Origin of the sequence: Pseudomonas sp. BN417 (genome assembly GCF_029871205.1) — a bacterium.
Taxonomy (GTDB): domain Bacteria; phylum Pseudomonadota; class Gammaproteobacteria; order Pseudomonadales; family Pseudomonadaceae; genus Metapseudomonas.
Map to the genome: position 1 here is coordinate 43020 of NZ_SSOJ01000162.1, position 19885 is coordinate 62904.

Below are 19885 nucleotides of genomic sequence, written 5' to 3' on the forward strand. Positions count from 1 at the left end.
ATCAATGTCAAAATGCCGACAAGTGGCCTTGCACTTGCGAGCACCAAATGAGAACGCGTCAAAATCAGGTCGATCGCAACCTGGCAACCGGTACTTGGTCGAATGCTGTGAAAGCCCTTGCCGCGTCTGCCATGCTGGTTCGAAATAGCAGATGGCGCCTCGGCGACTCGAAAGCACAGCAAGCGGAGACTGCGATGTACGACGAAACCCTGCCCACCGTGGAACAACTGGTGGTGGATGAACTGGTCTGCTGGCGAGTGCACACCCGCCACGCCGAATTGCTGCTGACCCAGCAGGGCGCTCAGGTCCTGAGCTATCAACCCCATGGCGAGGAACCGGTGATCTGGCTGAGCGGCCAGGCCAGCTATAAAAAGGGCAAGGCGGTGCGCGGCGGCGTGCCGGTGTGCTGGCCCTGGTTCGGCGACCTGCGACGCAATCCGGCGCAGGTCCAAGGCATGCACCAGGGTGGGCCGATCTGCCCGGCCCATGGCCTGGTACGCGAACTCGACTGGGAACTGCTGAACATCGACACCGACGGCCCCGCCGTCCACCTCGCCTTCACCCTCGACAGCCGCAGCCCTCTGCTGCCCGGCTGGCCCCATGCCGCGAAGCTGCGCCTGGACATCCGCCTGGGCGAGCAGCTGCAACTGACGCTCTCCACCCGTAACCTGGGCGACTCGCCCCTGGCCCTGAGCCAGGCGCTGCACAGCTATTTCGCAGTCAGCGACATCCGCGAAGTGGAAGTGGAGGGCCTGGGCGGCTGCCGCTACATCGAGACCCTGGAGGACTGGCAGCAACGCAAGCAGCAGGGAAATATCAGGTTCAGCGGCGAAACCGACCGCATCTACCTGGATACACCCCAGCGCATGAGCATCCTCGACCGCACCTGGAAGCGTCGCATCGAGCTGGACGTCAGCGGCTCATCCACGGCGGTGGTATGGAACCCCTGGATCGACAAGTCCCGGCGCCTCAGCCAGTTCGACGGGGACGCCTGGCAGGGCATGCTCTGCATCGAGACCGCGCGGGTGATGGATGATTTCCTGGTGCTCAAACCGGGCGATGAGCACCGCATGGAGCTGAAGGTCAGCAGCAAACCGCTGTAATCACGAGATCCGCGGCGGCAGACTCGCAGGGCCTGCCTTCCGTAGGAGCGAATTCATTCGCGAAGGCAAGCCGCAGGCCTGCCGTCCAGGTCCGAGCAAGGTCGGTCCTCCTCCCTCCGCCCTCTCCCTCAAGCAGGATAGGGCGGAGGATCAGAGATCCCCCTCCTCCACCAACCTCACCTGCCCCGCATCCAGGGCATAGGCAGCGTCCGCCAGGTCATTGCTGACCTGCTCGACTTTCAGTTTGCCGTCCACCCAGATAGGCGCGTAGATGTCGTCCAGGGCGATGCCCTTGGGGTAGCGCACCAGCACTATCTGGTTCGGCGGCGGCGGCGGGACGTGGATGCAGGCGCCGGGGTAAGGCACCAGGAAGAACAGGGTGCTGCGGCCCTTGGCATCGCTTTCCAGGGGCACCGGATAGCCGCCTATATGGATCTCCTTGCCATTCAGGGCGGCCACCGTCCGGGTCGAATACATCACCGCCGGCAGGTCCTTCTGCTGCTTGAGCCCACCCTTCTGGCCGAAGGAGCCGTCGGACTCGGGGCTGTCGTGGCTGATTTCAGGCATTTCCTCGAGGGCCTTGCGGTCCTCGGGCGGCATCAGTTCAAGCCAGTCGGTTTCGGGGAGTTCGGCGCGGGCGAGGGAGCAGCAGAACAGCAGGAGCAAGCAGGCAAGACGGCGCATGGAATGACTCGTGGAAGCGGGGCAGGAACGTCTGGCGTCAAGATTAACCGCGCACCCGAGTGGTTCCCAGCCCCACTGGGCGGCCCTCAGCTTTTCCTGACGAGGCCGTAGATCACCAGCAACACCACGGCGCCTATCACCGCGCCGATGAAACCCGCGGCCTGCCCGGCCTGGTAAATGCCCAGGGCCTGGCCGCCGTAAGTGGCCGCCAGCGAACCGCCGATGCCGAGCAGAATGGTCATGATCCAGCCCATGCTGTCGTCGCCAGGTTTGATGAAGCGCGCGACGAGACCGACGATCAGGCCGATGATGATGGTGCCGATGATGCCCATGACATTCCCTCCGAGGGTGGTTGGGGTATGCCTGAGCCTAGTAGTGCGGGGTCTTTCCTGCCATCGGCCGCCCTCCCGGGGGGGAAGGCGGCCGGCGGACGGTCAATCCTTGGCGATCAACGCTTCCACGGCCGCGATCTGGCGATCGAGGGTCGCGCGGTCGTCGCTGCGCAAGGTGGCATGGCCGACCTTGCGGCCGACCTTGAAGGCCTTGCCGTAGTGATGCAGGTGGCAGTCGGCGATGGAGACCACTTTATCCACAGCGGGCACTTCACCAATGAAGTTGAGCATGGCGCTCTCTCCCAGCTTGGCAGTGGAGCCCAGGGGCAGGCCGGCGACGGCGCGCAGGTGGTTCTCGAACTGGCTGCACTCGGCGCCTTCGATGGTCCAGTGACCGGAATTGTGCACCCGCGGGGCGATCTCGTTGGCCTTCAGGCCACCATCCACCTCGAAGAACTCGAAGGCCAGCACGCCGACGTACTCGAGCTGCTCCAGCACGCGACCGACATAGTCTTCGGCCAGGGCCTGCAAGGGGTGGTCGGTGCTGGCCACGGAAAGGCGCAGGATGCCGTTCTCGTGGGTGTTATGCACCAGCGGGTAGAAGCGGGTCTCGCCGTCACGGGCGCGTACCGCCACCAGGGAGACTTCGCCGGTGAAGGGCACGAAACCTTCGAGGATGCAGGGCACGCTGCCCAGCTCGGCGAACGCGCCGGTCACGTCTTCGGGCCTGCGCAGGACCTTCTGGCCCTTGCCGTCATAGCCCAGGGTGCGGGTCTTGAGCACCGCCGGCAGGCCAATGCTGGCGGTTGCGGCATCTAGGTCGGACTGGGACTGGATATCGGCAAAATCCGGTGTGGGGATGCCGAGGTCCTTGAACATGGACTTCTCGAACCAGCGATCGCGGGCGATGCGCAGGGATTCGGCGCTGGGGTAGACCGGGACGAACTGCGAGAGGAAAGCCACGGTCTCGGCCGGCACGCTCTCGAACTCGAAGGTCACCAGGTCCACTTCATCGGCCAGCTGGCGCAGGTGGTCCTGATCGCCGTAGTCGGCACGGATGTGCTCGCCCAGGGCGGCAGCGCAAGCGTCCGGCGCCGGGTCGAGGAAGGCGAAGTTCATGCCGAGTGGGGTGCCCGCCAGGGCCAGCATGCGGCCGAGCTGGCCACCACCGATAACGCCGATCTTCATCTGTCAGGCCTCACGCGGGTCCGGGTTGTCCAGGACCATGTCGGTCTGCTCGCGACGGAAGTCCTTCAGCGCGACGTGGTATTTCGGGTACTTGCCGCCGAGAATGCTGGCGGCCAGCAGGGCCGCGTTGATCGCACCAGCCTTGCCGATAGCCAGGGTGGCGACCGGAATGCCAGCCGGCATCTGCACGATGGACAGCAGGGAGTCGACGCCCGAGAGCATGGACGACTGCACCGGCACGCCGAGCACCGGCAGGTGGGTCTTGGCCGCGCACATGCCCGGCAGGTGGGCGGCACCGCCGGCGCCGGCGATGATCACCTCGATGCCGCGGCCTTCGGCCTCTTCGGCGTACTGGAACAGCAGGTCCGGAGTGCGGTGGGCGGAAACCACCTTCACTTCAAAGGGGATGCCCAGCTTGTCCAGCATCTCGGTGGTGTGGCTGAGGGTGCTCCAATCGGACTTGGAGCCCATGATCACGCCTACCAGTGCGCTCATCGTCGTGCCTCGTCAATGGTCGAAAAACCAACAAGCCACGCAATGGCGTGGCTTGTTATGCGATGGGGGCCGTGCTGCGGGGCGCGCTGCCGGCCGAAGGCCGCGCAGTATAACGCAAAGCCGCGCCCGGCGCGCATTTGCCCTGACCGCTCGTCCAGAGCTGGGTGATAGAGCCTTTCGTCGCGGCAAAACCTTGCTCCAGAGCAAGACCCGCGCAACTCGGCGGCGCAGAATCGAATACCTCAACCAAGGAGGTGAGTGCCATGAACCAGACCATGAAAGCCGCGGTGGTCCACGCCTTCGGCGAGCCCTTGCGGATCGAGGAAGTGAAGGTTCCCCTGCCCGGCCCCGGGCAGATCCTGGTGAAGATCGAGGCCTCGGGCGTCTGCCACACCGACCTGCACGCCGCCGAAGGTGACTGGCCGGTAAAACCGAGCCTGCCCTTCATCCCCGGCCATGAGGGCGTCGGCTTCGTCGCCGCGGTGGGCGCCGGGGTAAACCGCGTCAAGGAAGGCGACCGCGTCGGCGTGCCCTGGCTGTACACCGCGTGCGGCTGCTGCGAACACTGCCTGACCGGCTGGGAAACCCTCTGCGAGAGCCAACAGAACACCGGTTACTCGGTGAACGGCGGTTATGCCGAGTACGTGCTTGCGGATCCTAATTTCGTCGGACTGCTGCCGAAAAACGTCGAATTCGCCGAGATCGCGCCAATTCTTTGCGCGGGCGTCACTGTCTACAAGGGCCTGAAGGTCACGGGCGCGCGGCCCGGCCAGTGGGTGGCCATTTCCGGCATTGGCGGCCTCGGCCATGTGGCAGTGCAATATGCCCGCGCCATGGGCCTGCACGTGGCCGCCATCGATGTCGACGACGCCAAGCTGGAACTGGCGCGCAAGCTGGGCGCCAGCCTGACCATCAACGCCCGCAACGAGAACCCCGCCGAGGTAATCCAGCGGGATATCGGCGGCGCCCATGGCGTGCTGGTCACGGCCGTCTCCAACAGCGCCTTCGGCCAGGCTATCGGCATGGCCCGGCGCGGCGGCACCGTGGCCCTGGTCGGCCTGCCGCCGGGTGACTTCCCCACACCGATCTTCGACGTGGTGCTGAAGGCCATCAGCATCACTGGCTCGATAGTCGGGACCCGCGCCGACCTGCAAGAGGCCCTGGACTTCGCTGGCGAGGGCCTGGTCAAGGCCACCATCCACCGCGACAAACTGGACAACATCAACCAGATCTTCGAGCAGATGCGCGCCGGCCGGATCGAGGGCCGCATCGTCGTGGAGATGTAGGCAGCCCGCGCTTTTGTAGGAGCGAGCTTGCTCGCGAAGGACACCGCGCATTCGCCAGCAAGCTGGCTCCTACAGCGATCAGCCCTCGCCGCCCATCCCGCCCTCCAGCTTGCGCCAGAGCAGGCGTACCGACGCCTTGCGCACCAGCGCGCAGCGGTACAGGCGGATTTCCAGCGGCACATGCCACTGGCTGCCGCCGCATACCGCCAACTCGCCACGAGCCAGCTCGGCCTGGGCGCTGAGGCGCGGCACCCAGGCCACCCCCATGCCCTGTAGCGCCATGCTCTTCAGGCTGTCGGCCATGGCCGTCTCGTAGACGGTGGTGGAGCGCAGGGCGCGCTGGCGCAGCAGCAGATTCACCGAACGGCCAAGGAAGGCGCCGGCGCTGTAGGCCAGGAGTGGCACGCTCTGCCCACTCTCCAGGTCGTAGAGCGGCTTGCCCTCGGCATCCACCGCGCAGACCGGGAGCATCTCGGTGCGCCCGAGGCTCATCGAGGGAAAGATCTCCGGGTCCATCTGCAGGGCTGCATCCGGGTCGTAGAAGGCCAGGATCAGGTCGCAGCCACCCTCTCGCAGGGAGTGCACCGCCTCGCCCACGTTGGTGGCGATCAGCCGGCTCGCGATGTTCAGCCCCTCGCCGCGCAGCCGCGCGATCCACTGCGGGAAGAAGCCCAGGGCCAGCGAATGGGCGGCGGCGAACTGCAGCACTTCGCCCTGCTGGCCTTCCAGGTGGTGCAGGTGACGCACCACCTCGCCCAGCTGCTCCACCATGCTGCGCGCGGTGACCAGGAACAGCTGGCCCGACTCGGTCAGCTCGACCGGCGTGCGCGAGCGGTTCACCAGGGTCAGCCCCAGCGCCGCTTCCAGGCTGCGGATGCGCCGGCTGAAGGCCGGCTGGGTGACGAAACGCCGCTCGGCGGCCTGGGAGAAGCTGCGGGTACTGGCCAGGGCGACGAAGTCTTCCAGCCATTTGGTTTCCAGGTTCATCTGAAGGTTCCGGATGCTCGATTTTGGTGCACACGCTCTTGGGCGAAGCCGCGTCACTCGGAGGTTATGCCGATTGTGCATAGGCTAGCGAATAACAGCATTGGCCGACAAATGGCTACAGGCCTAGATTATTGGGCATCGCGGCACTGGCCGTGTTCTCCCAGAGATGAATCGCATCATGTCCTCCGCTGCATCTTTCCGCATCGAAAAAGACCTGCTCGGCACCCTCGAAGTCCCTGCCGAGGCCTACTACGGCATCCAGACCCTGCGCGCGATCCACAACTTCCGCCTGTCCGGTGTGCCGCTGTCGCACTACCCGAAGCTGGTCGTCGCCCTGGCCATGGTCAAGCAGGCCGCCGCCGATGCCAACAAGCAGCTCGGTCACCTCAGCGCCGAGAAGCACGCCGCCATCAGCGAAGCCTGCGCCCGCCTGATCCGTGGCGACTTCCACGACCAGTTCGTGGTGGACATGATCCAGGGTGGTGCCGGCACCTCCACCAACATGAACGCCAACGAGGTGATCGCCAACATCGCCCTCGAGGCCATGGGCAAGCAGAAGGGTGAGTACAAGCACCTGCACCCGAACAACGACGTGAACATGGCGCAGTCCACCAACGACGCCTATCCGACCGCCATCCGTCTCGGCCTGCTGCTCGGCCACGACGCCCTGCTGGCCAGCCTCGACAGCCTGATCCAGGCCCTGGCTGCCAAGGGTGAAGAATTCGCCCACGTACTGAAGATGGGCCGCACCCAGCTGCAGGACGCCGTACCCATGACTCTGGGCCAGGAATTCCGCGCCTTCGCCACCACCCTGGGCGAAGACCTCGACCGCCTCAAGCGCCTGGCGCCCGAGCTGCTCACTGAAGTGAACCTGGGCGGCACGGCCATCGGCACCGGCATCAACGCCGACCCCGGCTACCAGCACCTGGCCGTCGAGCGCCTCGCCGCCATCAGCGGCCAGCCGCTCAAGCCTGCCGCCGACCTGATCGAGGCCACCTCCGATATGGGTGCCTTCGTGCTGTTCTCCGGCATGCTCAAGCGCACCGCGGTCAAGCTGTCGAAGATGTGCAACGACCTGCGCCTGCTCTCCAGCGGCCCGCGCACCGGCATCAACGAGATCAACCTGCCGCCGCGTCAGCCGGGCAGCTCGATCATGCCGGGCAAGGTCAACCCGGTGATCCCGGAAGCGGTCAACCAGGTGGCCTTCGAAGTCATCGGCAACGACCTGGCCCTGACCCTGGCGGCCGAAGGCGGCCAGCTGCAGCTGAACGTGATGGAGCCCTTGATCGCCTACAAGATCTTCGACTCGATCCGCCTGCTGCAACGCGCCATGGACATGCTCCGCGAGCACTGCATCGTCGGCATCACCGCCAACGAAGCCCACTGCCGCGCCCTGATGGAGAACTCCATCGGCCTGATCACCGCACTGAACCCCTACATCGGCTACGAGAACGCCACCCGCATCGCCAAGCTGGCCCTGGAAAGTGGCCGCGGCGTGCTGGAACTGGTGCGCGAGGAGAAGCTGCTGGACGAATCCATGCTGGCCGACATCCTCCGCCCGGAAAACATGATCGCCCCGCGCCTCGTGCCGCTGAAGGGCTGATCAGGCAACGAGCTCACCAGGAGGGGCGCAGCCCCTCATTCCAAAGGATGGTCGCCTGACCATCCTTTTTTTTTGCCTGTGGAAAAGTGCCCGGGCACAACACGCCGGCATCGCCCCCATCCGACTAGAGCGAATGCATTTCCGGCGCATTCCGCCGGTATGCCTGCCAACGCCGCCGGGCTTCAGCCACACGCTCGTCCGATGCACCGCAGAACTGCCGCAGCCATGTCTCGAACATGACGATGTCGGGAAAAAAGTAGTCCTTGCTAAGCCCGGTGCTGCGGGGCGTGTCGTTAGCCCACTCATCGAACGCCGACGCCTGCAGGTCATCTTCCGGAAAACTGTCGTAATCCTCGACAAAACCGCGAAATTGGCGCAGCACCTCGTTCATATGGGCCTGGACACTACGGTCACCCGCCTGGATCAGCTGGAAGCCGCCATGCCTATCCATGAACCGCGCAACGATCAGAGGCAGCTCAGTCTCGGTCAGCGCCCCCAGCTTCATGCCGAAGCGCTGCATTTCATTCAGCCAACGCTCGATAAAAAGCTGCACGAATGCACCCAGGTCACCCCTCTTGATGCCGACGAACACCATGCAATAGCGGGTCTCGACATGCATCGCCAACAGCACGGGCTTTCGCCGTACCCTGATGGCGTGGACCACCCAGCGGGAAGGCAGCCGTGGTTCGCCATCCCGGGAGGCCACATTGTCAGCCTCCTCCCCCGGGGACGGACGCTGCGCACGAGAAAATTTCCTTCCCTTCTCGACCACCGAGAAGAAGTCATCGACAGCCCCGGTGCAATTGAAGATCAACACCAGCCTGTCTCCTTGTCATCCAGAAATCAGTCAATGTTCCATCGCGGCGAAGCCGCGGGTCGGGCGGAGTGCACGCAAAATGCCTGAAAATTCGCCAAGGTGCTTACAAAAACGACTCAAGTGATTGAAAAACAACATAGATTGACGCCGCTGGGAGCCGATTGAAACACTGCGGCGGTCCGTTGCACCGCCCCACAACCAACCGGGAACCACGCCAATGATAAAAACAATCCGTACCCTGGCCGCCGGCATCCTGCTGGCCACCTCCTGCCTCGCTTCGCTGGCCGCCCACGCCGGCGACCTGGAAACCCTGAAGCAGAAGGGGGAACTGAAGTTCGCCCTGACCGGCAAGTACCCGCCATTCAGCTTCATCGACATGGACGGCAAGCTGCAGGGTTTCGACGTCGACATCGGCGGCAGCCTGGCACAACGCATCGGCGTGCAACCCATGCCGGTCACCACCGCCTGGGACGGCATCATTGGCGGACTGCTGGCCGGCAAGTACGACGCCATCATCGGCAGCCTGGCGATCACCGACGAACGCCTCAAGGCCGTGGACTTCTCCGAACCCTACTACCAGTCCGGCGCCCAATTGTTCGTCCGCCAGGACAGCCCCGTCCGGGGTATCGACGAAATGGACGGCAAGGTGATCGGCATCACCCTCGGCGAGACCTACGAAAGCTGGCTGCGCGAGCACAAGCCGAACGTCACCCTGAAGACCTACAAGGGCCTGCCCGATATCCTCCTTGACCTGCAGAACAAGCGCATCGACGGCTTCGTCACCGACAAGATCGCCGGCCTGCTGACCATTCGCGACCGGCGCCTGGACGCCAGGCCGGCAGGCGAACTGCTCTATCCGGAAAAGATGGGCATCGCCGTGCGCAAGGACAGCCCCGAGCTGAAAGCCGCGATCAACGCCGCGCTGGCCGAGATCACCGCCAATGGCACCTACGGCGACATCAGCCAGAAATGGCTGGGAACCGACATTCGTTGAGGGCCGAACGATGCTGACCTACTTCCATCCCGACCAGTACCTGCACCATCCACGCAGCTACCTTTCGCGCGGACAGATGCGCACCCCGCAGGAGATTCCCGAACGCCCGCGACGCCTGCTGCAAGCGGTCGAGGGCCTCGGCTTCGAGCTGCGCCAGCCGGAGGACTTCGGCATGCAGCCGCTCCAGGCCGTGCACAGCGCCGAATACCTGCGCTTCCTCGAGGAAGCCCATCGCGAATGGCTGGCCACCGGGCAGGACTGGGGCGACGAGGTGATGTCCAACGTCTTCATCCGCGAACCCAACCCGCTGCGCGGCATTCTCGCCAAGGCCGCCCGTTATCTGGCCGATGGCAGTTGCCCGGTGGGCGAACAGACCTGGCAAGCCGCCTACTGGTCGGCGCAAAGCGCCATCGCCGGGGCCCGCGCCCTGCTCGATGGCCGCTCCCAGGCCTACGCCCTGTGCCGTCCGCCGGGACACCATGCGCGGCACGACGCGGCCGGCGGCTTCTGCTACCTGAACAACGCCGCCATCGCCGCCCAGTACCTGCGCCAGGGCCACGGACGGGTGGCGATCCTGGACACCGACATGCACCACGGCCAAGGCATCCAGGAGATCTTCTACGAGCGCGAAGACGTGCTCTACGTGTCGATCCACGGCGATCCGACCAACTTCTATCCGGTGGTCGCCGGCTTTGAAGACGAACGCGGAAGCGGCGCCGGACACGGCTACAACATCAACCTCTGCATGCCCCACGGCTCACCGGAATCGGTGTTCTTCGAGCAGCTGGAGCGCGCCATCGCCGCGCTGCGTCGCTTCGAGCCGGACGTGCTGGTGCTCTCGCTGGGGTTCGACATCTACGTGGAAGACCCTCAGTCGCAAGTGGCAGTGAGCAGCGCCGGCTTCGCCCGGCTCGGCCACGACGTCGGCCTGCTCGGCCTGCCGACCCTGATCGTGCAGGAAGGCGGCTACCACCTGGACAGCCTGCGAGCCAATGCCGAGCAGTTCTTCGGCGGCTTCCTGGGATCACGGCGCCAGGGCTGACCACGCCGCGCGCATCGGCTTCAGCCCGCTGGCCCCTGGCGCAACGCGTCGGCGCAGTCTTCGCGCCGACGCATCTCCTCCACCACCGCGTCCAGGGCCTGGCGGATATCGCCGACCAGGCGATTGCTCTTCAGCTCCTGCCGGTACACGAGATAGAAATTGAACCACTGCTCCAGGGCGAAGGGCCGGCTGCACAGGCGGGGGTTTTCGCAGAGGTCGGCGGCGGTGATCGCATTCACCAGGCTCAGGCCACCGCTGAACTCGATCATCGCGCCGATGGACGACAGGCTGGCCTGCAGCTCGTGGCGCAACAGGCGGCGCAGGCTGTTGTCGCGGTAGATCAAGTGGTCGGACTGAATGGGTTTGATCAGGGTCTGGCCGTCCAGGTCGGCCAGTTCGATCTGCGCCTTTGCCGCCAACGGGCTGTCCGCCGGCAGTAGCGCGCGCATTCGCGCCGCCACCACCGGCGTAAACAGCAGGTTCGGCTCATGCACCTCGTAGGCCACCAGGGCGAGGTCCAGCCGCCCGGCCTCGACCTCGGCGATCAGCCAGCCGCTGGCAGCGACGTCGAGGGAGACGGCGATCCCCGGGTGCGCCCGCAGGTAGTGCCACACCAGACGCGGGCCGAAGCGGTGCCCCAGGCCCGGCGCGCAACCGAGCCTGAGCGAAGCCACGCCGCTGTCCTGGAGCACGGAAATGTCCCCTTCGATACGCGCCAGGTTGGCCATCAGCTGCACCGCCTCGTTGAGCATGTAGCGCCCCGCCGCGGTGATCTGCAGCCGCTGGTTCTCACGGGCGAACAGGCGAATCTTCAGCGACTCCTCCAACCGCGCCAGGGCATGGCTGACCGCCGATTGCGTTAGCCCCAGCTGCAGGGCCGCCTGGCGGGTAGAGCCGGTGGTGGCGATGGCGTGGAAGATTTCCAGGTCCCGCAGGCTGTAGTCCGTACGCATGGCAGAGCTCCGGGTCGGTCAAATGATTAAAAAATATCATAAATTGACGCTGATTTTCCCCAATGCAAGACTCACCTCGCCCCATCCAAGCACTGCAACCCTTACAAACAAAGGGTTTCAACGCAAAAGAATGGTATGAAAACAATTGATAGGTAAGACCCGGGCAATCTCCACCAGCCGCCTGCGTGAGGGCACCTCACCAGGGCGCGTCCAGCCCTCCGTCGACAGCACAAGAGAATAAGAATGTTCGACTTCAACCTAGTGCTCCAATACCTGCCGATGCTGTTCAAGGCAGCCGGCATCACCGTCGAGCTGACCGTGCTCGCCATTCTCCTCGGCCTGCTGTTCGGCCTCCTCGCCGCCCTCGCCCGGCTGTCGCGGCACGCGCCTCTGCGCTGGCTCGCCGCCGGCTACATCTGGCTGATCCGCTCCACGCCGCTGCTGGTGCAGCTGTTCATCATCTACTTCGGCCTGCCGCAGTTCGGCCTGGAGCTTTCCCCCTTCGTCTCCGGGGTGATCGGCCTGGCGCTCAACGTCGGCGCCTACAACGCAGAAACCATCCGCGCCGGGATCCAGGCCATCCCCCACGGGCAGGTCGAAGCCTCGCGCTCGCTCGGTTTCGGCGCCGGCCGGACCATGCGCCTGATCATCCTGCCGCAGGCTTTCAAGCTGATCGTGCCGCCGCTGGGCAACAACCTGATCATCCTGATCAAGGACACCTCGCTGGTTTCCACCATCACCCTGGCCGAACTGTTCATGCGCACCCAGCAACTGGTCGGCGCCACCTTCAAGCCGTTCGAGCTGTATTTCGCCTGCGCGCTGATCTACGCGCTGCTCACCACCATCACCAGCCTGATGCTGCAACTGTTCGAGCGGCGCCTGCTGCTCAAGGGAGGACGCACATGAACACCGGCAAAGCGCAGATCCAGTTGAAGAGCCTGCACAAACGCTATGGCGCGCTGGAAGTCCTCAAAGGCATCGACCTGGACGTGCACAAGGGCGAAGTGGTGGTGCTGATCGGTCCCAGCGGCTCCGGCAAGAGCACCCTGCTGCGCTGCGTGAACATGCTCGAGGAGCCGAGCGCCGGCCAGATCCTGTTCCAGGACCAACTGGTCAATGACCGCAAGCGCAGTCACCGGGCCAGGGAGAGGTACCTCAATGCCATGCGCATGAAGGTCGGCATGGTGTTCCAGCACTTCAATCTGTTTCCGCACCTCACGGTCCTGGAAAACATCACCATCGCACCGACCCAGCTGCAGGGCGTCGACCCGCGCCAGGCCCGTGCCGAAGCGGAAGAGCTTCTGGCCAAGGTCGGCGTGCTGGACAAGCGTGACGTCTACCCCGGCAACCTCTCCGGCGGCCAGAAGCAGCGCGTCGCCATCGCCCGGGCGCTGGCGCTCAAGCCCGACGCCATGCTGTTCGATGAACCGACCTCGGCGCTCGACCCGGAAATGGTCGGCGGCGTCCTCTCGGTCATGGAAAGCCTGGGCAGCAGCGGCATGACCATGATGGTGGTGACCCACGAGATGCGCTTCGCCGAAAAGGTCGCCGACCGCGTGGTGTTCATGGCCGACGGCAACATCGTCGAGCAGGGCACGCCGGCCCAGGTATTCGGCGCACCACAACAACCACGCACCCGGCAGTTCCTCGCGGATATCGGCTGACGCCGCTGCCGCCCGTTTCCCATGGGGTCCCACATGTCCGATTACCTGTTCTACCAATCCGCCACGCGCCTGCCGACCATCGACCGTGCCGAAGGCATCTACGCCTGGGACGAGCATGGCAAGCGCTACATCGACGCCTGCTCCGGAGCCATAGTCGCCCAGCTCGGTCACGGCCACCCGGCGGTGCGCGAAGCCATGCTGGCGCAGCTGGACAAGGTTGCCTTCGCCTACCGCACCCAGTTCGAAAACCAGCCGGCGCTGGACCTTGCCGAACGCCTGGTGAACCTCACCGGCCAACGCTTCGACCGGGTGTTCTTCTCTTCCGGCGGCTCCGAGTCGGTGGAGTCGGCGCTGAAGATCGCCCGCCAGTACTGGTTCAACCGGGGCGAGCCGCAGCGCCAGGTGTTCATCAGCCGCAAGCCGGCGTACCACGGCTCAACCATGGGCGCGCTGGCGATGACCAGCTACACCCCGCTGACCGCGCCCTTCGAACCCATGTTCCAGCACTATCCGAAGATCGCCTCGCCGACCCAGTACCGGGTACCCGCCGGCCTGACCGCCGAGGCCCACGCCCTGGCCTGTGCCGACGAACTGGAAGCGGCGATCCTGGCGGTCGGCGCGGAGAAGGTCGCGGCCTTCATTGCCGAACCGGTCGGCGGCGCCAGCACCGGCGCGGAAGTCCCTCACGCCGCCTACTTCCCGCGCATCGAGGAGATCTGCCGACGCCACGGCATCCTGCTGATCCTCGACGAAGTGATGACCGGCATCGGCCGCACCGGCCGCTGGTTCGGTTACGAGCACTGGAACGTAAAGGCCGACATCGTCTGCCTGGCCAAGGGCCTCGGCGCCGGCTACTACCCGGTGTCGGCGGTGCTCACCCGCGCCGAACTCACCGAGCCGATCCTCGCCTCCGGCGGCTTCCAGCACGGCTATACCTACGCCGGCAATCCCCTGGCCTGCGCCACCGCGCTGGCCGTGCTCCAGGCCATCGAGGACGAGAACCTGGTACAGCAGGTCGCCGACAATGGCGCCTACCTGCTGCAACGTCTGCAAGCGCTCGGCGAACGCTACGATTTCATCGGCGATGTACGCGGCCTGGGCTACCTCCAGGCGATCGAGTACGTCGCCGACCGCGACAGCAAGGAGCCCTTCCCGCTGGCGCGCAACGTCAGCGACGCCATGACGCGCCTGGCCCGCGAGCGCGGCCTGATCATCTACCCACGCCGCTCGCTGATGGGCGAGAAAGGCGACCATACGCTGATCTCTCCGCCGCTGGTGACCAGCCGTACCCAGTGCGACGAGATCGTCGAACTGCTCGGCCAGACCTTCGACGCCTTCCAGGCCCAGCAGGTCCGCCCATGAGCAAGTGTTTTTCCCTGGCCGACGCCATCGCCCCGGTGGCCGATGGCAGCACCATCATGGTCGGTGGCTTCGGCTCGCCGGGCACGCCCTTCACCCTGCTGGACGAGTTGGCCCGGCAAGGCAAGCGCGACCTGGTGATCATCAAGAACGACGCCAACCAGGACGGCTACGGCGTCTCGCGGCTGATCGAGGCCGGGGCGGTGCGCAAGATGGTCACCACCCACCTCGGCCTCAGTGGCGCGGCGCGGCGCGCCTACACCGCCGGCACGCTCGAGGTGGAGTTCGTCTCCCAAGGCCTGTTCGCCGAACGCATCCGCTGCGCGGGCGTTGGCCTACCCGCCTTCCTGACCGACCTGGAGGTCCCCGAGGAACTCGGCCAGGCGCGCCAGACGGTGAACTATGGCGGCCGCCACCTCTATATAGAACCGGCACTGAAGGCCGACTACGCCTTCATCACCGGACACGCCGCCGACCACAGCGGCAACCTTCGCCACCAGGGCACCTCACGCAACTTCGGCGCGCTCATGGCGATGGCTGCCGACTGCGTGATAGCCGAGGTCTACGCCCTCCACGAACAACCGCTGCGGCCCGACAGCATCCACACCCCCGGCCTCTTCGTGCACCGCCTGGTGCAGGTCGACAGGAGCTCCCATGAATACCAGCCCATCCCCCGCTGACCCGCGCCAGGTGATCGCCCGGCGCGCCGCCGCCGAAGTGCGCGACGGTCAGCTGATCAACCTCGGCATCGGCCTGCCGACCCTGATCCCGGCCTTCGTTCCCGACGGCGTGCAAGTCTGGATCCACTCGGAAAACGGCATAGTCGGCGTCGGTCCGCAGGCCACCGCGGATCAGCTCGACGCCGAACTGATCGACGCCGGCGGCGGCTATGTCACCCTGGTTCCCGGCGGCGCCATCGTCGACAGCGCCACGTCGTTCGGCATCATCCGACGTGGCCTGCTGGACATCACCTTCCTCGGCGCACTGCAGGTCTCCCGGCATGGCGACCTGGCCAACTGGCTGGTGCCGGGCAAGGTGGTCGCCGGTATCGGCGGCGGCGCCGAGCTGGCGCAGAAGGCCCGCCGGGTGATCGTCACCATGCCGCACTGCGACAAGGACGGGCACGCCAAGATCGTCGAACGCTGCGACCTGCCCGTGACTGCCAATCGCTGCGTGAGCCGGATCATCACCGAGCACGCGGTATTCGATATCGATGCCGAAGGCCTGCTGCTGCGGGAAATCCTCAGCGATCTCAGCCCCACCCAACTGCAAGCGATCACCGCGCCTTTCCGCGACGCCCGCACCTGATCCGGAGTCCGTCATGAATCACACCTCGACGGCGGCCTATGTCGCCGCCTACGTCCGCACGCCCATCGGCCGTGCCTACAAGGGCGCCTTCAACGATACCGACGCGCCAAGCCTCGCCGCCCTGGCGCTGGATGCACTGGTCCGGCGCAGCGCCATCGACCCCGAGCTGATCGACGACGTGATCCTCGGTTGTGCCCTGCCGGAAGGCTCGCAGTATTACAACATCGGCCGCATGGCGGCGCTCGCCTCCGGCCTGCCGTTGCGCACCCCGGGCATGACGGTGGACCGCCAGTGCTCCTCCGGACTGATGTCCATCGCCATCGCCAGCCAGCGCATCCAGGCCGGCGACGGCGAGCTGATCCTGGCCGGGGGGGTGGAATCCATCAGCCTGGTGCAAAACGCGCACATGAATGCCTACCGGCGCCAGGATCGCGGACTGATGCAGCACCTGCCCAGCATCTATATGCCAATGGCGCAGACCGCCGAATTGGTGGCCCAGCGCTACGCGGTCAGCCGCGCAGAGCAGGACGCCTATGCCTTGCGCAGCCAGCAACGCGCTGCTCACGCCCGGGAACGCGGCGTCTTCGCCGAGGAGATTGTCGGCGTACGCGTGCAGTCCCTGCGCACGGACGGGGACAGCGGCCGGGAAGAGTCGGTCGAGATCCACCTGGAGCACGACGAATGCGCTCGCCCGGCGACCAGCCTGGAAGGCCTCGCCGCATTGAAGCCGGTCTTCGACAACGGCAGCGTCACCGCCGGCAACGCCTGCCCGCTATCGGACGGCGCCGCCGCCTGCCTGGTGGTTTCCGAGGCGATGCTGCGCCGTCAGGACCTGCTCCCGTTGGGGCGCCTGGTCAGCTGCGTGGTGGAGGGCTGCGCGCCTGACGAGATGGGCATCGGCCCGGTACCGGCGGTGCGCAAGCTGCTGCGGCGCAACGGCTTGCAGGTGGAAGACATCGGCCTGTGGGAACTCAACGAGGCCTTTGCCTCCCAGGTGCTGTACTGCATCCGTGAGCTGCAGCTTCCCGAGGAGCGGGTCAACGTCAACGGCGGCGCCATCGCCCTTGGCCACCCCTACGGCATGAGCGGTACCCGCCTGGTCGGGCATGCCTTGCTGGAGGCTCGGCGCCGGCAGGTGAAATACGCGGTGGTGACCATGTGCATCGGCGGTGGCCAAGGCGCTGCGGCCCTGTTCGAGTGCTCGCTGTAACCCACCACCCGGCCAGAACTGCGGACGCGAATGGAATGGCGACAGGTTGGATCGCGACTGTGGAAAAGTGGTCGGGGCGCCCCACGCGGAAGCCGATTCATCCGTAGGGTGGATACCGCTTTTCATATCCACCAACGGAGTCGAGCCGGACCACGATGGTGGACCGGTGAAGCGTGGTCCACCCTACAAACGCCACGCCTTGCGAAGGGTGCGGATCGCCTCGGCGATCTGTGCTTCGGGCACGGCGGCGAAGCCCAGCACCAGCCCGGCGCGGTTATCCACAGGCTCGGCGCTGTTCTCCAGCCAGTATTCGCTGAGGCCATTCATTTCCACCCCGGCGGCGCGGGCGGCGGCCAGCAGTTCCCGTTCACGGGCCAGGCTCGCGACGCGCACGCAGAGGTGTAGCCCGGCGTCCACCGGCGGCATGGGCGCGCAGCCGGGAATCGCCGCCGGCCAGTCCTGCAGCAGGGCGTCGCGACGCGCCCGCGCGGCCTGGCGCATGCGCCGCACATGGCGCTGGAAGTGGCCCGCGGCGATGAATTCGGCCATCACCGCCTGGGTGCCGATTTCCGAATGGCGCATGTCCAGCGCGCGGCGCTGGGCAAAGGCCTCGGCCAGCGCCGGCGGCAGCACCAGGTAGCCCAGGCGCAGCGCCGGGAAGGCGATCTTGCAGAAGGTGCCGACGTAGATCACCCGCCCCTGTCGATCCAGCGCCGCCAGGGGCGCCAACGGGGTGCCGCTGTAGCGGTACTCGCCGTCGTAGTCGTCCTCCACTATCCAGCCGTCGCGACGCTCGGCCCATTCCAGCAGCTCCAGCCGCCGCGCCAGGGACAGGGTGACGCCCGTCGGGTACTGATGCGAGGGCGTGACATAGACCAGCCGGCAATCCTCCAGTTGCGACAGCGTGGCGCTGTCCAGGCCATCGTTATCCACAGGCACGCCGCAGAGCTGCGCGCCGGCCACCGCGAAGGCATGGCCGGCGGCGCGGTATCCGGGGTTCTCGATGGCAACCCGGTCACCGGGCTGCACCAGCAACTGGGCACAGAGGCTGATGGCCTGCTGGGCGCCGCAGGTGATCACCACCTGCGCCGGATCGCAGGCGAGCCCACGGCTGCTGCGCAGATAGGCGGCCACCAGTTCGCGCAAGCCCAGGTCGCCGGCCGGGTCGCCATAACCCAGGCGCGCCGGCGACGGCTTGCGCCAGAAGCGCGCCGAGAGACGCGCCCAGGTCTCGAACGGAAACAGGTCGAAGGCCGGCACTCCGACTCGGAAAGCCCGTGGCGCCCCCGCTACCGGCAGCGGCAGGTGGTGGTCCTGGAGCCGTTGCAGCGCCGGGCCCGGCGCAGGCCCGGCGGGACTCGGAAGCGCCGCGCGGCTGGCGCCGGACAGTTCGGCCACATAGGTGCCGTCGCCGACCCGGCCCTCCACGTAGCCCTCGGCGTAAAGCTGGTCGAAGGCGCGGGTCACGGTATTGCGGGAAATCCCCAGTAGCGTCGCCAGGTCGCGGCCGGCAGGCAGGCGCGTGCGGCTACCCAGGCGGCCATCGAGGATGCGCTCGCGCAGGGCCTGGTAGAGCTGGCGCGCCAGGCCCTGGCCAGGGTCCAGGCGGATGCCGGAAAGGTCGACGGGAAGCGGTGGCATGGCAGGCATGATCGGCCCCTGATTGGCTCTATCGAACTGACAGGAAATGGCTCTTACAACGGTCCAATATTCTGCCTAGCATGGAAGCATTCCTCCAGGAGAACCACCATGTACGTCCCGAGTTCCTTCCGCCAGGATGACCTTGCCCAACTCCATGGGCAGATGCAGGCAAGCGGCCTGGCCGTCCTCACCAGTGCCGGCGCCCAGGGCCTGCTGGCCAGCCACCTGCCGCTGCTGCTGGAGCCCGGCGAGGGCGAGTTCGGCACCCTCTACGGTCACTTCGCCCGCGCCAATCCGCACTGGCGCGACCTGGCCGAAGGCGCTGAAGCACTGGTGGTCTTTTCTGGCCCGGACGCCTATGTCAGCCCCGCCTGGTACCCGGCCAAGGCCGAGCACGGCAAGGTGGTGCCGACCTGGAACTACATCGCCGTGCACGCCTGGGGCCAGGCCGAGGTGTTCGACGACCCGGAGCGCCTGCTGCGCCTGGTCAGCCGCCTGAGCGACCGGCACGAAGCCGGCCGGTCGCAGCCCTGGGCGGTGGATGAGGCGCCGCGCGAGTACCTCGCCGGCATGCTCCGCGCCATCGTCGGCTTCGCCCTGCCGATCCGCCGCCTGGAAGGCAAATGGAAGCTCGGACAAAACCGCTCGGCCGCCGACCAGGCCGGCGTGCGCGAAGGCCTGGCCGACTCCGCCAACCCGCGCGACCGCGAACTGGCCGCGCGCATGGCCGTGATCGACTGATCCACCACCGGAAGGAACCCGCATGTCCCGTACACCGCTCGAAATCCGCCCGGTCGGCGCCGCCGACCATGCCGCCTGGCTGCCGCTCTGGCAGGGCTACCAGCGCTTCTACAAGACCGAGATCGCCGCCGCGACCAGCGCCGTCACCTGGCAGCGCTTCCTCGACCCGGCCGAGCCCATGCACGCCGCGCTGGCCTGGCGCGACGGCGAGGCCGTGGGGATGGTGCACTGGATCTTCCACCGCAGCTGCTGGACCACGGGCGACTACTGCTACCTGCAGGACCTCTTCGTGGCCGAAGGCGTGCGCGGCGGCGGTATCGGCCGCCAGCTGATCGAACATGTCTATGCCCAGGCCCGTGCCGCCGGCGCCTCACGGGTGCATTGGCTGACCCACGAGACCAACGAAGTCGCCATGCGGCTTTACGACGACATCGCCGACCGCCCCGGCTTCGTCCAGTACCGCAAGATCCTCTGACCG

The 19885-nt window shown here is 66.3% G+C and carries 21 protein-coding genes; 13 read left to right on the plus strand and 8 right to left on the minus strand.

The window, feature by feature from the left end; translation table 11 throughout:
• The first annotated feature begins 194 nt into the window (after positions 1 to 194).
• Complete coding sequence (locus E8F11_RS27085; protein ID WP_280292002.1) at positions 195 to 1103, plus strand: D-hexose-6-phosphate mutarotase; 909 nt, start codon at positions 195 to 197, stop codon at positions 1101 to 1103.
• A gap of 150 nt (positions 1104 to 1253) precedes the next feature.
• Here E8F11_RS27085 and E8F11_RS27090 read toward each other — a convergent pair whose 3' ends face one another.
• From E8F11_RS27090 to purE, 4 genes are all read right to left on the minus strand, one after another.
• Positions 1254 to 1787 carry a DUF3299 domain-containing protein gene (locus tag E8F11_RS27090; RefSeq protein ID WP_280292003.1) on the minus strand — a complete coding sequence of 178 codons (534 nt, stop codon included), beginning with the start codon at positions 1785 to 1787 and terminating at the stop codon, positions 1254 to 1256.
• A gap of 86 nt (positions 1788 to 1873) precedes the next feature.
• Positions 1874 to 2119: a GlsB/YeaQ/YmgE family stress response membrane protein gene (locus E8F11_RS27095; RefSeq protein WP_280292004.1), complete on the minus strand. Its 246-nt coding sequence runs from the start codon at positions 2117 to 2119 to the stop codon at positions 1874 to 1876.
• 102 nt (positions 2120 to 2221) lie between these two features.
• Positions 2222 to 3307, minus strand: coding sequence for a 5-(carboxyamino)imidazole ribonucleotide synthase (locus tag E8F11_RS27100; protein WP_280292005.1), 1086 nt, complete (start codon positions 3305 to 3307; stop codon positions 2222 to 2224).
• A 3-nt stretch (positions 3308 to 3310) separates the two neighbouring features.
• A complete protein-coding gene (gene purE, locus E8F11_RS27105; protein ID WP_280292006.1) occupies positions 3311 to 3802 on the minus strand; it encodes a 5-(carboxyamino)imidazole ribonucleotide mutase in 492 nt (163 codons plus the stop codon).
• 263 nt (positions 3803 to 4065) lie between these two features.
• Between purE and adhP the strand changes: the two genes are divergently transcribed.
• Positions 4066 to 5088: an alcohol dehydrogenase AdhP gene (adhP, locus tag E8F11_RS27110; RefSeq protein ID WP_280292007.1), complete on the plus strand. Its 1023-nt coding sequence runs from the start codon at positions 4066 to 4068 to the stop codon at positions 5086 to 5088.
• A 78-nt stretch (positions 5089 to 5166) separates the two neighbouring features.
• Here adhP and E8F11_RS27115 read toward each other — a convergent pair whose 3' ends face one another.
• Positions 5167 to 6075 carry a LysR substrate-binding domain-containing protein gene (locus tag E8F11_RS27115; RefSeq protein WP_280292008.1) on the minus strand — a complete coding sequence of 303 codons (909 nt, stop codon included), beginning with the start codon at positions 6073 to 6075 and terminating at the stop codon, positions 5167 to 5169.
• Between the two features lie 178 nt (positions 6076 to 6253).
• Between E8F11_RS27115 and E8F11_RS27120 the strand changes: the two genes are divergently transcribed.
• Positions 6254 to 7678: an aspartate ammonia-lyase gene (locus tag E8F11_RS27120; RefSeq protein WP_280292009.1), complete on the plus strand. Its 1425-nt coding sequence runs from the start codon at positions 6254 to 6256 to the stop codon at positions 7676 to 7678.
• Between the two features lie 124 nt (positions 7679 to 7802).
• On the opposite strand, the gene E8F11_RS27125 is transcribed toward E8F11_RS27120, so the two are convergent.
• Positions 7803 to 8495 carry a hypothetical protein gene (locus E8F11_RS27125; RefSeq protein WP_280292010.1) on the minus strand — a complete coding sequence of 231 codons (693 nt, stop codon included), beginning with the start codon at positions 8493 to 8495 and terminating at the stop codon, positions 7803 to 7805.
• A 217-nt stretch (positions 8496 to 8712) separates the two neighbouring features.
• Here E8F11_RS27125 and E8F11_RS27130 point away from each other — a divergent pair, with 217 nt between their 5' ends.
• Complete coding sequence (locus tag E8F11_RS27130) at positions 8713 to 9489, plus strand: ABC transporter substrate-binding protein (RefSeq protein WP_280292011.1); 777 nt, start codon at positions 8713 to 8715, stop codon at positions 9487 to 9489.
• Between the two features lie 10 nt (positions 9490 to 9499).
• Positions 9500 to 10531 carry a histone deacetylase family protein gene (locus E8F11_RS27135; RefSeq protein WP_280292012.1) on the plus strand — a complete coding sequence of 344 codons (1032 nt, stop codon included), beginning with the start codon at positions 9500 to 9502 and terminating at the stop codon, positions 10529 to 10531.
• 20 nt (positions 10532 to 10551) lie between these two features.
• On the opposite strand, the gene E8F11_RS27140 is transcribed toward E8F11_RS27135, so the two are convergent.
• Positions 10552 to 11484: a LysR family transcriptional regulator gene (locus E8F11_RS27140; RefSeq protein ID WP_280292013.1), complete on the minus strand. Its 933-nt coding sequence runs from the start codon at positions 11482 to 11484 to the stop codon at positions 10552 to 10554.
• Between the two features lie 243 nt (positions 11485 to 11727).
• On the opposite strand from E8F11_RS27140, the gene E8F11_RS27145 reads away from it, so the two are divergent.
• Genes E8F11_RS27145 through E8F11_RS27170 form a run of 6 tightly spaced genes read left to right on the plus strand, consistent with a single transcriptional unit; the run spans position 11728 to position 17025 of the window.
• Positions 11728 to 12390 carry an amino acid ABC transporter permease gene (locus tag E8F11_RS27145; RefSeq protein WP_280292014.1) on the plus strand — a complete coding sequence of 221 codons (663 nt, stop codon included), beginning with the start codon at positions 11728 to 11730 and terminating at the stop codon, positions 12388 to 12390.
• Positions 12387 to 13148: an amino acid ABC transporter ATP-binding protein gene (locus E8F11_RS27150; protein WP_280292015.1), complete on the plus strand. Its 762-nt coding sequence runs from the start codon at positions 12387 to 12389 to the stop codon at positions 13146 to 13148. The genes E8F11_RS27145 and E8F11_RS27150 overlap by 4 nt, the downstream gene beginning before the upstream one ends.
• 33 nt (positions 13149 to 13181) lie before the next feature.
• Entirely contained in the window at positions 13182 to 14510 is a 1329-nt protein-coding gene (locus E8F11_RS27155; protein ID WP_280292016.1) for an aspartate aminotransferase family protein, read from the plus strand.
• Positions 14507 to 15187 carry a CoA transferase subunit A gene (locus E8F11_RS27160; RefSeq protein WP_280292017.1) on the plus strand — a complete coding sequence of 227 codons (681 nt, stop codon included), beginning with the start codon at positions 14507 to 14509 and terminating at the stop codon, positions 15185 to 15187. Before E8F11_RS27155 ends, E8F11_RS27160 begins: the two co-directional genes overlap by 4 nt.
• Entirely contained in the window at positions 15162 to 15815 is a 654-nt protein-coding gene (locus tag E8F11_RS27165) for a 3-oxoacid CoA-transferase subunit B (protein WP_280292018.1), read from the plus strand. Before E8F11_RS27160 ends, E8F11_RS27165 begins: the two co-directional genes overlap by 26 nt.
• A 13-nt stretch (positions 15816 to 15828) precedes the next feature.
• Complete coding sequence (locus E8F11_RS27170) at positions 15829 to 17025, plus strand: thiolase family protein (protein ID WP_280292019.1); 1197 nt, start codon at positions 15829 to 15831, stop codon at positions 17023 to 17025.
• Between the two features lie 183 nt (positions 17026 to 17208).
• Here the strand turns inward: E8F11_RS27170 and E8F11_RS27175 are convergent, their stop codons facing one another.
• Entirely contained in the window at positions 17209 to 18675 is a 1467-nt protein-coding gene (locus tag E8F11_RS27175; protein ID WP_280292020.1) for a PLP-dependent aminotransferase family protein, read from the minus strand.
• A 99-nt stretch (positions 18676 to 18774) separates the two neighbouring features.
• Here E8F11_RS27175 and E8F11_RS27180 point away from each other — a divergent pair, with 99 nt between their 5' ends.
• Both E8F11_RS27180 and E8F11_RS27185 read left to right on the plus strand, forming a co-directional pair.
• Complete coding sequence (locus E8F11_RS27180) at positions 18775 to 19407, plus strand: FMN-binding negative transcriptional regulator (RefSeq protein ID WP_280292021.1); 633 nt, start codon at positions 18775 to 18777, stop codon at positions 19405 to 19407.
• A 22-nt stretch (positions 19408 to 19429) separates the two neighbouring features.
• A complete protein-coding gene (locus E8F11_RS27185; RefSeq protein WP_280292022.1) occupies positions 19430 to 19882 on the plus strand; it encodes a GNAT family N-acetyltransferase in 453 nt (150 codons plus the stop codon).
• The last annotated feature ends 3 nt before the right edge of the window (positions 19883 to 19885 follow it).